Genomic DNA, 13916 nt, shown 5'->3' on the forward strand with positions numbered 1-13916 from the left:
TTGCTCGAGGTTCACTTCAAATGTAGTCGACAGGGGCGGTGAAGACAGCCCGCCGGCAGCTTACGCTGACGCAGGTCAACCCGGCCGCCGGCCCGTCGGCTGCCGCTGGCGCGCAATGAGAAACGCAGCCGAAGTCCGGCGCCGGCGAGGGTCGTCCCGGCTGTCGCCTGTACGAGCTTGTGACCGGCGGCCGGCGCTGGATCGAGATGAATCAGGGGCTGCTTGGCGCCGCAGCACGCCCGGAAGCGCGCTGCGGCCGGTGCTTACCTGAGCAGCGCGTTCAGCGCGTCGAGCGCCTTGCTGCCCGGGCAAAGATAGGCATCGCCGAGCTGGTTCAGCGGCTTTTCGACCGTGTTCAGGTGGCTGTGCATGTCCTGCGCGCTGCTGTCGACATACAGCAGGCCGGTGACGATCTCGCCCAGCGCCTGGCGTTCCTGCAGGTGGTTGATCGCGCCGATGCGGTCCGACGGGTCGTAGTCGATGTCGAGCTTGCGCAGGTGCAGGATCGAGCCGTCGTGCTGCACGACGCGGCGCAGCGAACCGGGCGGATACGAGGTCTCGATCGGGTCGCGCGGCAGGATCACTTCGACGCGGTTGACCGCTTCATTGTGCTGGCGCACGTAGTCGTAGCTGCGCGTCGAGCCGCCGTGGTTGTTGAAGGTCACGCACGGGCTCAGCACGTCGATCAGCGCCGGACCGTTGTGGCACAGCGCGCCCTTGATCAGCGGCACCAGCTGTTCCTTGTCGCCGGAGAAACTGCGTGCCACATAGGTGGCGCCCAACTGCAGCGCGAGCGCGGCCAGATCGATCGGGTTGTCGCTGTTGATGACGCCTTTCTTGCTCTTCGAACCCTTGTCGGCGGTCGCCGAGAACTGGCCTTTGGTGAGGCCATACACGCCGTTGTTCTCGACGATGTAGGTCATGTTCACGCCGCGGCGCATCGCGTGTGCGAACTGGCCGATGCCGATCGACGCCGAGTCGCCGTCGCCGGACACGCCCAGGTAGATCAGGTTGCGGTTGGCGAGCGCGGCGCCCGTGAGCACCGACGGCATGCGCCCATGCACGCTGTTGAAGCCGTGCGAGTTGCCGAGGAAATAGTCGGGCGTCTTCGACGAGCAGCCGATGCCGGAGAGCTTGGCGACACGGTGCGGTTCGATGTCGAGGTCGAAGCACGCCTGCACGATCGACGCGCTGATCGAGTCGTGGCCGCAGCCGGCGCACAGCGTCGAGATGGCGCCTTCATAGTCGCGGCGCGTGTAGCCGAGCGCGTTCTTCGGCGCATCCGCGCTGAGGAGTTTCGGTTTGGCGAGATAGGTCATGAGGCCACCTTGCGGATCGGACTGATTTTGCGGTCGGACAGGGCATCGGCGATCCTGCCGCTGATGAATCGCGCAGTGATCGGCGAGCCGTCGTAATGCAGCACGCGGACGAGCTTCTTCGGATCGATCTCGCCTTCGTTGATCAGCAGCGAGCGTAGTTGCCCGCTCTCGTTCTGCTCGACGACGAACACCTGCTCGTGGTCGGCGATGAACTGCATGATCTCGTCGCAGAACGGGAAGCCGCACACGCGCAAGGTGTCGACGTGGATGCCGTCGGCTTCGAGCAGCGCGCCGGCCTCGGCCATCGCCGGACTCGTCGAACCGTAGTAGATCACGCCGATGCGGGTCGGCTGGGCAGCCTTCTTCAGGATTGGCGCCGGCACGAGCGCCTTCGCGGTGTCGAACTTCCTCCGCAGCCGCTCCATGTTGTAGACGTAGTCGGTGCCGGCCTCGCTGTACTTGGCATACGCATTGCGGGTCGTGCCGCGCGTGAAGTAGGCACCTTTCGTCGGATGCGTGCCGGGAATCGTGCGATACGGGATGCCGTCGCCGTCGACGTCGAGATAGCGGCCGAAGTCCTTGCCGGCTTCGAGGTCTTCGTAGGTCATCAGCTTGCCGCGGTCGTAGCGGCGGCTGTCATCCCAGTCGAACGGCTTGCACAGCGATTCGTTCATGCCCATGTCGAGGTCGGACAGCACGAACACCGGCGTCTGCAGGCGGTCGGCGAGATCGAAGGCCAGCGCGCCGAACGTGAAGCATTCGTACGGGTTTTCCGGGAACAGCAGGACGTGCCGCGTGTCGCCGTGCGACGCGTAGGCGCAGGCCAAGAGATCGGACTGCTGCGTGCGCGTCGGCATGCCGGTCGAGGGGCTGCCGCGCTGCACGTCGAAGATCACCGCCGGAATCTCGGCGAAATACGCCAGGCCGAAGAATTCCTGCATCAGCGAGATGCCGGGGCCGGACGTCGCGGTGAAGGCGCGCGCGCCGTTCCACGCCGCGCCGATGACCATGCCGATCGAGGCGAGCTCGTCTTCGGCCTGCACCGCGGCGTAGCGCGCATGCCCGCTGTCGGGGTCGGTGCGGAATTTGCGGCAGTAGCTCGTGAAGGATTCGATGACCGACGTCGACGGCGTGATCGGGTACCAGCCCGCCACGGTCGCCCCGCCATACACCGCGCCCAGGCCGCAGGCGCTGTTGCCGTCGATGAAGATGCGGTCACCCACGGCGTCGGCGCGCCTGACGGTGAGGCCGATCGGACACGGCAGGTGCGCCCGCACATAGTCGTAGCCGAGGCGCAGCGCATGCACGTTGGCCTGGATCAGCGGATCCTTGCCGCGGTAGCGATCGACGATCAGCGCTTCGGCAACGCTGAACTCCATGTCGAGCAGCGCGATCAGGGCGCCGACGTACATGACGTTCTTGAACAGCTGGCGCTGGCGCGGATCGGTGTATTCGCGGTTGCACATCGCTGTCAGCGGCACGCCGAGCACGGTGATGTCGTCGCGGAACTTCGACGCCGGCATCGGCTTCGTCGAGTCGTAGAAAAGGTAACCGCCGGCATCGACGGCGGCGACGTCGCGATCCCAGGTCTGCGGGTTCATCGCGATCATCATGTCGCAGCCGCCGCGCGCGCCGAGCCAGCCGGCTTCGGACACGCGCACCTCGTACCAGGTCGGCAGGCCCTGGATGTTCGACGGGAAGATGTTGCGCGGCGCGACCGGCACGCCCATGCGCATCACCGCACGCGCGAAGAGCTCGTTCGCGGACGACGAGCCCGAACCGTTGACGTTCGCGAATTTGATGACGAAGTCGTTGCTGCTTTCGATCGATTGTGCGCTTGTCATGACCTGGGCGCCTCCGCTCCGGCTTGTGCTACGTCGATAGTGAATTTCTGCATGTCCCATGCGCCGGTCGGGCAGCGCTCGGCGCACATGCCGCAGTGCAGGCAGACGTTCTCGTCCTTGACCATCACCCGCCCGGTCTTGAGCCCTTCGGCCAGATACAGCGACTGCTCCGCGTTGCGCGACGGGGCTTTGAGCCGTCCGCGCAGCGCTTCCTCTTCGCCGTTGGCGGTGAAAGTGATGCATTCGGTCGGACAGATGTCGACACAGGCATCGCACTCGATGCACAGCTTCGGCGTGAAGATCGTCGCGACGTCGCAGTTCAGGCAGCGTTCGGTTTCGCCGCACGCGAGCTTGAGGTCGTAGCCGAGTTCGAATTCGAGCTTGATGTCCTTCAAGGCATCCTCGAGCGTCTTCACCGGCACCTTGCGCCGCGCTTCCTCGGACACCTTGTTGTCGTAGCTCCACTCGTGGATGCCCATCTTCTGGCTGACGAGATTGACGAGCGGCCCGGGCCGGTTCGTCAGCGGTTCATTGCGGCAGAACAGATCGATCGAGATCGCCGCATCGTGCCCCTGCGCGACCGCGGTGATGATGTTCTTCGGCCCGAGCGCCGCATCGCCGCCGAAGAACACGCGCGGCAGCGTCGACTGCAGCGTCGTGCGGTCGAGCACCGGCATGCCCCAGCGGTCGAACTCGACGCCGATGTCGCGCTCGATCCACGTAAAGGCGTTTTCCTGGCCGATCGCGAGCAGCACCTCGTCGCATTCCATGTGCACGTCGGGCTCGCCGGTCGGCACCAGCGAGCGCCGCCCGGCGGCGTCGTATTCGGCCTGCACCTTCTCGAACAGCACGCCGGTCAGACGCCCGTTGTCGTGCGTGAATTCCTTCTGCACGAGGTAGTTGTGGATCGGGATGCCTTCGTGCAGCGCGTCCTCCTTCTCCCACGGCGAGGCTTTCATCTCGTCGAAGCCGCTTCGCACGACGACATGCACGTCTTCGCCGCCGAGGCGACGCGCCGAGCGGCAGCAGTCCATCGCGGTGTTGCCGCCGCCGAGCACGATGACGCGCCTGGCGATGCTCGTCACGTGGCCGAACGCGACGTTCGACAGCCAGTCGATGCCGACGTGGATGTTCGCCGCGGCCTCCTGGCGTCCCGGCAGCTCGGCGTCGCGCCCGCGCGGCGCGCCGGTGCCGACGAAAACGGCGTCCCAGTTGTCGGCGAGCAGGTCGCGCAGGCTGCCGATCCACTCGCCCTGGCGCAGCTCGACGTCGAGGCCGGCGATATAGCCGCACTCCTCGTCGATGACGCTGTCGGGCAGGCGGAATTTCGGGATCTGGCTGCGCATCATGCCGCCGGCCGACTTGCCGCTGTCGAACACGGTGACGCTGTAGCCCTGCACCGCCAGATCGCGCGCGACCGTCAGCGAAGCGGGACCGGCGCCGACGCAGGCGATGCGCTTGCCGTTCTTCACGGTCGGCGCTTTCGGCAGCCGCTCGTGGATGTCTTCCTTGAAATCGGCGGCGACGCGCTTGAGGCGGCAGATCGCGACCGGTTCCTTGTCGACGCGCCCGCGCCGACAGGCCGGCTCACAGGGACGGTCGCACACGCGGCCCAGGATGCCGGGGAACACGTTGGAGCGCCAGTTGAGCATGTACGCGGCGGCGAAATCGCCCGCCGCGATCTGGCGAATGTATTCGGGGACGGGGGTATGGGCCGGACAGGCCCACTGGCAGTCGACGACCTTGTGCAGGTAGTCGGGCGCGCTGATGTCGGTCGGTTTCAAGTCTGTCCTTCCTGTCCGAAAGATTGCGGACGCCCGCCGGGATTGCGGGAGTTCTTCTTCTCGCCGGTCGCCGCGGCCGTGGAGGCGCAGCGGGGCGTTGACGTCGCCCCTGCCAGTGATTACTGAGCAGTATAATTCAGAAAACGCACTATGGTGCATTCCGATCACGGTTATCGGATCGTGCATTACATTCAACGACGCGTTCGCCGAATATGGCCCCAACCCGAGGTTTCGATGCCGATGCCGAGACTCGGTTGCGAGGGCATTTCCGATATTTGCACCTGCGTGCTCATCACATTTGCGCCCTACTGCAGCGACAGCGTCGTCAGCCGCCGAGCCACGCCGTAAGGATCAAGGCGACCGGCACGCAAAGAACGAAAACCCGGACGACCACCGCGATGAAAGGATGGGCGAGGTGAGACTCAATGAAATACCTGGCGACGATCCAGCCCTTGAGCCAGACGATGGCGGCGACGGGAAGCTGCAACCAGGCAGCGCTTCCCGACCGTTGCGCGAGCCACAGGCTGAGCAGCGTCAGCATCACGAGACCGAGCCAGGAAAGGAACAGCGGGAACAGCGCCGCCGACCGGGTCGTTTCGATCGTTTTCATGATTCAGGCCAGCACGTAGAAGAGCGGAAAGATGATCAGCCAGATGATGTCCGTGGCGTGCCAGTAGCTGGCCAGTGCTTCCAGACCGCTGTGATCCTCGGCGGTGTAGCCGCCGGCCAGGTGGCGCGCCAGGACCCACAGGATGCCGAGGATCCCCCAGAAGCCGTGCACCAGGTGGGTGAAGGTCAGGTAGTAATAAACGGTAAAGAAGATTCCGGATTCGCCGTTGATGCCGTGCGCGAGGTTCCACCGGATCTCGATGTATTTCGCCAGCGGATAACCGAGCGCGACGATCAGCGCGGCGATCAGCCACCCGAGCGATTCGCGACGACGCCCTGCCCGCATCCTCGCAACGGAGCAGGCAATGAAGAAACTGCTCGTGACCATCAGCAGGGTGATGACGGTGCCGGCGACAGTCGACAGGCGCCCGGCTCCTTCCTCGAACATCCCGGGGAAGTGGGCGCGGGCCACGAAGTAGACCGTGAAGAGCACGAGGAACTCGACGAACTCGCAGGTGATGCCGACCCAGATTCCGTGGTTTCCCGGAATACGTGCGCGGGTTTCCTGCTTGCCGCCGATGTCGAATGCGGGAATCGCCGCTGCGGTCATTTTTCGTCCTGCCGGTTGATGAGGCACGGCCCCTATTCTTTCAAGCTGCAGCCGGGAAGCATAGATACAGGAGCATACGTTTCCGATCGGTACAGCCGGGGGCCGTTCGCGCTGCGTTCCGAACCGTCCCGGCTTGATGCCGCTGCGACCTTGCCAGGGACAAGCTGCAACGACACCGACCCCTCGCCGTCCGTTTGTCCGGCATCCCCATCCCGCTTTCCGGCGTGATGGCGTGCCGGATGCTTCGAGTGCGGGCGAGACATGCTGGAATGCCGTTCAGGCCTCGACGATCATGCGTGTGCGCATTTCCATGTGCAGCGCATGGCAGAAGTGCGTGCAGTAGCACCAGTAGATTCCGGGTCTGTCGACTTTGAAGGTCACGGACTTGGTTTCCTGCGGATTCACAATGAAATTGATGTTGTGCCGCTGGATTGCGAAGCCGTGGGTCAGATCTTCGACCTTGTCGAGGTTCGTGAGGATGATCGTGACTTCATCCCCTTTCTTCACCCTGAATTCGCGCAGACTGAAAGCGGGGGCCTGGCTGACAAGCTTCACGGTGACCTTCCTGCCGTCCCGGAAGACGCCGGATTCCTTGGCGTCCCGCACCGCGTTCGGAAAGTCATCGAGGTTATAGATCTGCAGCGGCTTGATGATGTCGCGCCGGATGATGATCGAGTCGTGCGGTTCGGACGCCACCGGGTTGTCGTGCACGAGCGTCATCTTGGCGCCGCTGATGTCGATCAGCTGGGACGTTTCGGGATGCAGCGGGCCGACCGGAAGGAACCGGTCCTTCGAGAACTTGTTGTCCGACACCAGGAATCTGCCGTCGCACTCGCGCGTTTCGCCCATCGACGTGAAGCCGTGGCCGGGCTGGTAATGTACGTCGAGGCGGTCGAGCACGACGGGGGCGTTCTTGTCGCCCTGGTAAGCCTTGATCGCGCCCTCGATGCTCCATTTCACCATCTGGCTATCGAGGAACAGCGTCGTGTAGGCATTACCGCGGTTGTCGAACGCGGTATGCAGCGGGCCGAGGCCGATTTCCGGTTCGGCCACGACGGCCTCGCGCGGCTCCTTCAGCTCGCCGTCGAACCACTTCAACACGAGTTCGTGCGCGATCAGACTTGCCGACGGCGAGAGCTTGCCTGCGCAGGCGTAGTACTTGCCGTCCGGACTGATGTTGACGCCGTGCGGGTTTTTCGGGATCGGCACGTAGCAGGTCAGCGCCGACTTCGGCTCCGCGTTGGCGGCCTTCGTGCCATCGACGACCGGCACCTTCGAGTCGCCGTAATAGCGCACTTTGCCCGCCTTCACCGCCTCTTCGATGCGGGCGACGTTGAAGAACAGGCACGTGTCCCATTCGAGCGACATCATCTCCTCGTACTTCGTCGCCATCTCGGTGTTGTACTGGGTTGTGGCGGCCAGCTTTCCGTCGTACGAAGTCGCCACCAGCTCGCAGTTCCCGTCGATCAGCACTTGCCAGCGCACTTCCATCGATTCCGCATCGACGCAGGTGAAGAGCGAGCGGTACGCGGCTTCGTCATCGAGCCCTTTGCCGAGATTGGGCAGCGGAATCGAGAATTCCGAGCCGCAGAACACGCGGGTGGTGTGGTTGATCGAACTGTCGACCGGATCGCGCTTGTCCGGGAAGGTGCCGTGGAAGCCCTGAATGTTCGGCAGCTGCGTAATCCGGTCGCATTCCATGGTGTCCAGGCGGACACGCGCAAGGCGGCAGTTGATCTTGTCGTTTACGAACAGGTATTTGCCATCGTAGGTGCCGTCGGTGTAGGACGGGTGCAGGTGGTGGGTGTCGCCGGTGTCGTACTTCACGGAACCATCCGGGTTCGTGCCGATGATCGCCTTCGACTCGTTCGTTATTCCCCAGCCGACCATACAGTCGGTGTTGAACACCGGGATGCGCTTGAACTCGCGGCCCGACGGCAGGCCGAAGACACGCACGTCGCCGGCATGGCCGGCGCTGGAAAACATGTAATAGGTGTCGAGTTGTCCAGGGGCGACGGTGTACTCCCCGCCGTGGGCGGCAGGGGTCGCGGCTGCCGGTGTCGCGGCCGGCGCCGCCGTTGCCGCCCCGTCCTGCTTGCACGCCGCCAGGCCGACCGACAGGCCTGCGCCCGCCAGACCGGCAAAGGCGGCCCTGTTCAGAAATCGCCGACGACCGGCATGGGGCTGATCGTCGAGCGGTATTGTGTAGTCCTGAATCATGTTGCCTGGCTCCGTTCTCAAGAGTGATCGGTATTTGTCGACCGGCTGCGCGGGCGAAACTGCGGGAGGCGGCGCTGCATGGCTCGGCTGCTGCGAAGGCAGTCGATCGGCCCTTTCGGCGGGAGGAAAGCCGCAGCGACCGAAGACCGGCGGCCGTGATTTTCCTTTCCACCATGCCTTGGTGGCGGTTACAGAAGGGAACATATTCGTGCGGCACAGCGTGATCGCGGCCTCACCCGACACAGCGCGCCGGGGAAAGCCGATCGACGCCAGCCGACGCACGATCTTCAGACCGGATGAACACGAGCCAAGTCAAGGCGCGCGCGATCCTGGACCGGTAGATTGCAATGCCGTCGGACCGGTGCCGGAATCGGACACATGAGCGGGCACGGAGAAGACGATGGATCGCGATGAATCTTTATGACCGCCTGACGCTGGACATCGAACAGCGTATCCGCGACGGCGTGCTGCGCGCCGGGGAGCGGCTGCCTTCGGTGCGCCAGGCGTGCCGGTCGCAACACCTGAGCCCCTCGACAGTGCTGAAGGCCTATTACCAGCTCGAGAGCCGCGGGCTGATCGAGGCGCGGCCGAAGTCCGGCTATTTCGTGCGTCCGCGCCTGCGCCAGCCGCTGCCCGAGCCGCAGCTCACGCGCCCCGTCGGCCACGCGACCGAACTGAATGTCAGCGACTTCATTTTCGAGATCCTCGAATCGGTGAAGGACCCGGCAGTGGTCCCGTTCGGATCGAGCTTCGCGAGCCCTCATCTGTACCCGTTGGCGAAGCTGGGGCGCTATCTCGCCGCCGCCGCGCGCCACATGGACCCGTTGTCGACGGTCACCGACCTGCCGCCGGGCAACGAGGAATTGCTGCGCCAGATCGCGCTGCGCTACCTGACCAGCGGTGTTCCGGTGCAACCGAGCGAGATCGTCATCACATCGGGCGCGATGGAGGCGCTGAACCTGTGCCTGCAGGCGGTCACGCGTCCGGGCGACCTCGTCGCGGTCGAATCGCCGACCTTCTACGCCGGGCTGCAGGCGATCGAGCGGCTCGGGCTGCGCGTCATCGAGATCCCGACGCATCCGCGCGAAGGCGTCAGCCTCGCCGCGCTCGCCGACGCACTGCGCCACCACCCGGTCAAAGCCTGCCTGCTGATGCTGAACTTCCAGAATCCGCTGGGCGCGCTGGCGCAGGACGACACCCGTCGCGCACTGGTCGAACTGTTGCGCCGGCACGACGTGCCGCTGATCGAGGACGACACCTACGCGGAACTGTACTTCGGCAAGCAGGCGCCGCTCGCGGCGAAATCGCTCGACACCAGTGGGCTCGTGCTCCACGTGTCGAGTTTCTCGAAGAGCCTCGCGCCCGGCTACCGTGTCGGCTGGGTCGCCGCCGGGCGATTCGCGCAGAAGATCCAGCGACTGAAGATTTCGACCAGCCTCGCGACGACGATTCCGGTACAGATCGCGCTCGCGGATTTCCTGCGGCGCGGCGCCTTCGACACGCATCTGCGCCGGCTGCGCTCGACGCTCGAAGGGCAGGAGACGAAGATGACTGCGGCGATCGAACGCCACTTCCCGGCCGGCACGCGGCTCGCCCGGCCACGCGGCGGCTATTTCGTGTGGGTCGAACTGCCGCCGCAGGCCGACTCGCTCGCGCTGCACCGGATGGCGCAGGAGCACGGAATCAGCATCGCTCCAGGGCCGATCTTCTCGGCCAAGCGCGAATACCGCAACTGCATCCGGCTGAACTTCGGCCATCCGTGGTCCGACGAGCACGAGAACGCGATGGCGACGCTCGGCAGGATGATCACCGGACTGACCTGAGCCGACCCTGCTGCGCGCCTCGAAACCGGGCTTGGTGCGCAGCGGGCGGGGACAGCCCGTTTCACGCCCGGGAACAGCGGGCGCGCCAGTTTCATTCGAGGCAGCACGCCTTCTCGGTGAGGTCAGCGCATCCGCAGCCGACCTGGCCGGCGATCTGCCGCTGGATCGCCCTGAACCGTTCCTGCACGGCGTCGCCAAAGAGCGGATCGGCGCTGAAATGGATCGCCGAATCGACGAGGAACCAGTCTTTCTTTTGCAGGGAAGCGGCGAGCCGGGGGAAAATCTCGCGCTCCTCCTTGTCCATGTGGCTGCGCAGGAACGCGACGTAGCGACACACGTCGCCGACGAGCGTGGCGCGCGACATCATCGCTCCGGCAGCCGCAGCGGCCAGATCCGCAGCCAGCGTCGCACCGCTTGCCTCGATTTGCCGGTGCTGGCCGGCCAGTTCGTCAACGACGTCCCGGGCGGACGGATCGTGGGCAAGGAGCATCCCGAACGCGACGTCCTCGCGCGGATGATGGAAGCGGTCGGGGTACTGCGTGATGTAGTAGACGACGTCCGACATGAGCTCGTAATCCGGCTGCTCGCCGCGGGCGAACAGTTCGGTCTGGGTTTCAAGCAGGTCGAGCAGCTTGCGGTAATTCGCGTGCTCGGCTTTCCACTTCGTGATATGTGCGGGCATGACAGCCTCCGATGTTGGGTTCGTTCTCGACATCCCGCCTGCCCTCACTGCCGGGGACGGGACTCCACTGCACGATTTCATGCTAAGCACGCGTCCGCACCGCCGAAATGACTTTTGTCATTCAGCCGGGTGCCGCCCTGCCCTAATCTGCGCTTGTGCCGAACCCCCGGCATCTTTCGGCCACTGCCCGCGTTGCGGCGGGCCGGCCCCCAACGAGAGGAGAAAAATCATGACTTACGTGGTCACCGAGGCCTGCATCAAGTGCAAACACACCGATTGCGTCGACGTCTGCCCGACCGACGCTTTCCGCGAAGGCCCCAATTTCCTCGTCATCGACCCGGAGGAATGCATCGACTGCACGCTGTGCGTGGCCGAATGCCCGGTGGACGCGATCTATGCCGACGACGACGTGCCGGACGACCAGCGGCAGTTCATCGCGCTGAACGAAGAGCTGGCGAAGGAGTGGAAGCCGATCGTCGAGGTCAAGCCCGCGCCGGCGGACGCGGGGATGTGGGCGACGGTGAAGGACAAGCTCAAGTTCCTGGAACGCTGACCGGCCCCGGCTGCGCGGTGGATTGCCGCTACGTGTCGAGGATCCGCCGCAGCATGTCGGCGCGCGTGATCTCCATCCCGCCAGGCCGGCTCGTCAGCCAGCCGGCTTTCTGCCACCGGCTGAGGATGCGGATGACGGTCTCGACCCGCGCGCTCACGAGCTGGCTGATTTCCTCGCGGGTCAGATTCACCTCGACCGCGACAGCGTCCGAGCCCGAGCCCGCTGGCCGGCCGAAGCGCTCGATCAGGTAGATCATCAATGCCGCCAGGCGCCGCGGCACCGAGCCCGCGCTGACGATGTCGATCTTCGCACGCAGCGCGGCCGTATGCTGGAGCAGCGCCCGGTTGACGGCGAGGCCGACCGCGACCGAAGTCTCGAGGGCCTCCCGCAGCACGTCTGCACGGATCGACAGGACATCGACCGCGCCGCCGATCGCGATCGCGTCGGCGGGAAACAGGCCGTGTTCGAGCGCCGCGGCGAGCCCGACCGCCTCACCCGTGCGGAACAGGCCGACGACGACGCCGTCCCCGGTCGGCGTCGTCTGCCGGATCTGGACGATCCCCGCTTCGATGACCGCGAAATGTGCGGCGCGCTCACCAGTGAGCCACAGCGGCTCGCCGGACGCGAGGCGACGATGGCGCGCGCCCCGGGCGAGGCGCGCGAGATCGCCGGGCTCCAGGGTCGAGAACAGCTCCATCGCAGCCATCCGGTCGGCCGGAGCGCGGGCGTCTCCCGGTCTCGGCTGCGGCGTGGCCAGTGGCGGTGCGTGACCCATCATGCTCCTGCGAACAGCAACGAACGGGCGTCGGTTCAGGACGATTCGCGCACCAGCGCGAGCCGGATGCGCTCGATCGCGTGCGACGGGCTGAGGCCTTTCGGGCAGACCTCGGTGCAATTCATGATCGTGCGGCAGCGGTACAGGCGGTACACGTCATCCAGATAGGCCAGCCGCTCGGCGGTCGCCGTGTCGCGGCTGTCGGAGATGAAGCGGTAAGCCTGCAGCAGCCCTGCGGGACCGATGAACTTGTCCGGGTTCCACCAGTACGACGGACAGAACGCGCTGCAGCAGGCGCACAGGATGCATTCGTAGAGCCCGTTCAGACGGTCGCGCTCTGCGGGCGTCTGCAGGCGCTCGCGCTCGGGCGCCAGTTCGTTGTTGATCAGGTAGGGCTTGATTGCGTGGTAGTGCGCGAAGAACTGCGTCATATCGACGATCAGGTCGCGAATCACCGGAAAACCCGGCAGCGGGCGCAGCACCACCGGCTCCTTCAACCCGGCCAGCGACGTCAGGCACGCCAGGCCGTTGCGGCCGTTGATGTTCATCGCGTCCGAACCGCACACGCCTTCACGGCACGAACGCCGGAACGACAGGCTGTCGTCGATCGTCTTGAGCCGCATCAGCGCATCGAGCAGCTTCTTGTCGCCCGCTTCCGGCGTGACGTCGTAGTCCTGCATGCGCGGCTTCGCGTCGGTTTCGGGGTTGAAGCGGTAGATGCTGATTCGCATGTCTTCCTCCTCGCCGCCGGCGCTCATCCGGGGGTGGTGAAATGCGCGGCCATCGTCAGCGCGACGCGGATCACGATCGCGATCAGGACCAGTGCGATCAACCCCAGCAGCGGCAGGCGCACGGCCGGCGAGTGAATGTAGTCGAGCACGATGTCGCGGATGCCGATCCAGCCGTGCAGGGCCAGCGCCGCGAAAAGCACGACGATCAGCACCGCGCCGTGCGGACTTGTCGCCAGTTCGTGCCAGCGTTCATAGCTGAGCGGCGGACCGACCAGCAGCATCGCCGCAGCCGCCGCGAGAAAGACCAGCAGCACGACCGCCGTCGCGCGCTGCAGCATCCACGCCCTTTGCCCGAGGAACAGTCTCATGACAGCCACCTCGCCGCGACGGCGAGCGCGATCAGCGCCGCCGCGACGATCGCGGCCCACGCGCTGCTCCGCGCCTGGTCGAGACGGCTGCCGATGCCGACATCCATCAGCAGGTGGCGCAGGCCTGCGAGCACGTGATGCGACGCGGCCCACACGACCACGACGAGGAGCAGCGCGCGCCCCGGCGCCGACACCAGATCGCGCAGCGCTTCGAATTCGGCTTCGCTGCGCAGCGACCGGTCGAGCGCGAGCGCGAGAAGCGGCAGCGTGATGAGCAGCAGCACGCCCGAGATGCGGTGCCCGATCGACGCGATCGCGCCGATCGGAAAGCGGATCTGCGACAGGTTGAGGAACTTCGTGGCGCTTCCGGGCGGTGTTCGCATATTCGCCTCCGCAGGGGGCTGAGTGGACTCGTCCTCACAACCGCAGTTCGCCTCGGCGGCGACCCGCACCTCCACGAATGCAGCGCAAATGCGCACGGTCACAACGAATAGTAGGCTCTGGTTTTAAAGAGTCAACAAAGATGCACCTTTAACCACTCTTCCCTATAATGAATGCTGCACCAGTCACCCAACGTGGGCGGGTGCTCCCGGGCAGG

Annotated in this window: 13 protein-coding genes; 2 read left to right on the plus strand and 11 right to left on the minus strand. The window is 65.3% G+C overall.

Translation table 11 applies throughout. From position 1 onward, the window contains the following. Positions 1–263: 263 nt before the first annotated feature. The 6 genes from pbN1_RS04025 to nosZ all read right to left on the minus strand — a co-directional run bounded on the left by pbN1_RS04025 (position 264) and on the right by nosZ (position 8386). The gene (locus tag pbN1_RS04025) at positions 264–1319 is read right to left on the minus strand and encodes a 2-oxoacid:ferredoxin oxidoreductase subunit beta (protein WP_169201265.1); all 1056 of its coding nucleotides are present in this window, start codon (positions 1317–1319) and stop codon (positions 264–266) included. Then, positions 1316–3163, minus strand: a complete 1848-nt coding sequence (locus pbN1_RS04030) for a 2-oxoacid:acceptor oxidoreductase subunit alpha (protein WP_169201266.1) — start codon at positions 3161–3163, stop codon at positions 1316–1318. Before pbN1_RS04030 ends, pbN1_RS04025 begins: the two co-directional genes overlap by 4 nt. Then, positions 3160–4947, minus strand: a complete 1788-nt coding sequence (locus pbN1_RS04035) for an FAD-dependent oxidoreductase (protein WP_169201267.1) — start codon at positions 4945–4947, stop codon at positions 3160–3162. The genes pbN1_RS04030 and pbN1_RS04035 overlap by 4 nt, the downstream gene beginning before the upstream one ends. A gap of 325 nt (positions 4948–5272) precedes the next feature. Next, the gene (locus pbN1_RS04040) at positions 5273–5557 is read right to left on the minus strand and encodes a hypothetical protein (protein ID WP_169201268.1); all 285 of its coding nucleotides are present in this window, start codon (positions 5555–5557) and stop codon (positions 5273–5275) included. A gap of 3 nt (positions 5558–5560) precedes the next feature. Further along, entirely contained in the window at positions 5561–6166 is a 606-nt protein-coding gene (locus pbN1_RS04045; RefSeq protein WP_169201269.1) for a cytochrome c oxidase subunit 3 family protein, read from the minus strand. A 276-nt stretch (positions 6167–6442) separates the two neighbouring features. Continuing rightward, positions 6443–8386 carry a TAT-dependent nitrous-oxide reductase gene (gene nosZ / locus pbN1_RS04050; RefSeq protein ID WP_169201270.1) on the minus strand — a complete coding sequence of 648 codons (1944 nt, stop codon included), beginning with the start codon at positions 8384–8386 and terminating at the stop codon, positions 6443–6445. A 410-nt stretch (positions 8387–8796) separates the two neighbouring features. Between nosZ and pbN1_RS04055 the strand changes: the two genes are divergently transcribed. Further along, on the plus strand, positions 8797–10209 hold the full coding sequence (locus pbN1_RS04055) for an aminotransferase-like domain-containing protein (RefSeq protein ID WP_169201271.1): 1413 nt from the start codon (positions 8797–8799) through the stop codon (positions 10207–10209). 91 nt (positions 10210–10300) lie between these two features. On the opposite strand, the gene pbN1_RS04060 is transcribed toward pbN1_RS04055, so the two are convergent. Beyond that, a complete protein-coding gene (locus pbN1_RS04060) occupies positions 10301–10891 on the minus strand; it encodes a hemerythrin domain-containing protein (protein WP_169201272.1) in 591 nt (196 codons plus the stop codon). 229 nt (positions 10892–11120) lie between these two features. Here pbN1_RS04060 and fdxA point away from each other — a divergent pair, with 229 nt between their 5' ends. Beyond that, a complete protein-coding gene (gene fdxA / locus pbN1_RS04065; RefSeq protein WP_169201273.1) occupies positions 11121–11444 on the plus strand; it encodes a ferredoxin FdxA in 324 nt (107 codons plus the stop codon). Between the two features lie 28 nt (positions 11445–11472). Here the strand turns inward: fdxA and pbN1_RS04070 are convergent, their stop codons facing one another. The 4 genes from pbN1_RS04070 to sdhC form a co-directional block, all read right to left on the minus strand. Continuing rightward, the gene (locus tag pbN1_RS04070; RefSeq protein ID WP_244857159.1) at positions 11473–12141 is read right to left on the minus strand and encodes a Crp/Fnr family transcriptional regulator; all 669 of its coding nucleotides are present in this window, start codon (positions 12139–12141) and stop codon (positions 11473–11475) included. Between the two features lie 113 nt (positions 12142–12254). Beyond that, complete coding sequence (locus pbN1_RS04075) at positions 12255–12950, minus strand: succinate dehydrogenase iron-sulfur subunit (protein WP_169201275.1); 696 nt, start codon at positions 12948–12950, stop codon at positions 12255–12257. Between the two features lie 23 nt (positions 12951–12973). Then, the gene (gene sdhD, locus pbN1_RS04080) at positions 12974–13318 is read right to left on the minus strand and encodes a succinate dehydrogenase, hydrophobic membrane anchor protein (RefSeq protein WP_169201276.1); all 345 of its coding nucleotides are present in this window, start codon (positions 13316–13318) and stop codon (positions 12974–12976) included. Then, on the minus strand, positions 13315–13701 hold the full coding sequence (sdhC, locus tag pbN1_RS04085) for a succinate dehydrogenase, cytochrome b556 subunit (protein ID WP_169201277.1): 387 nt from the start codon (positions 13699–13701) through the stop codon (positions 13315–13317). Before sdhC ends, sdhD begins: the two co-directional genes overlap by 4 nt. Positions 13702–13916 lie beyond the last annotated feature (215 nt).

This window comes from Aromatoleum bremense (assembly GCF_017894365.1).
Lineage (GTDB): Bacteria > Pseudomonadota > Gammaproteobacteria > Burkholderiales > Rhodocyclaceae > Aromatoleum > Aromatoleum bremense.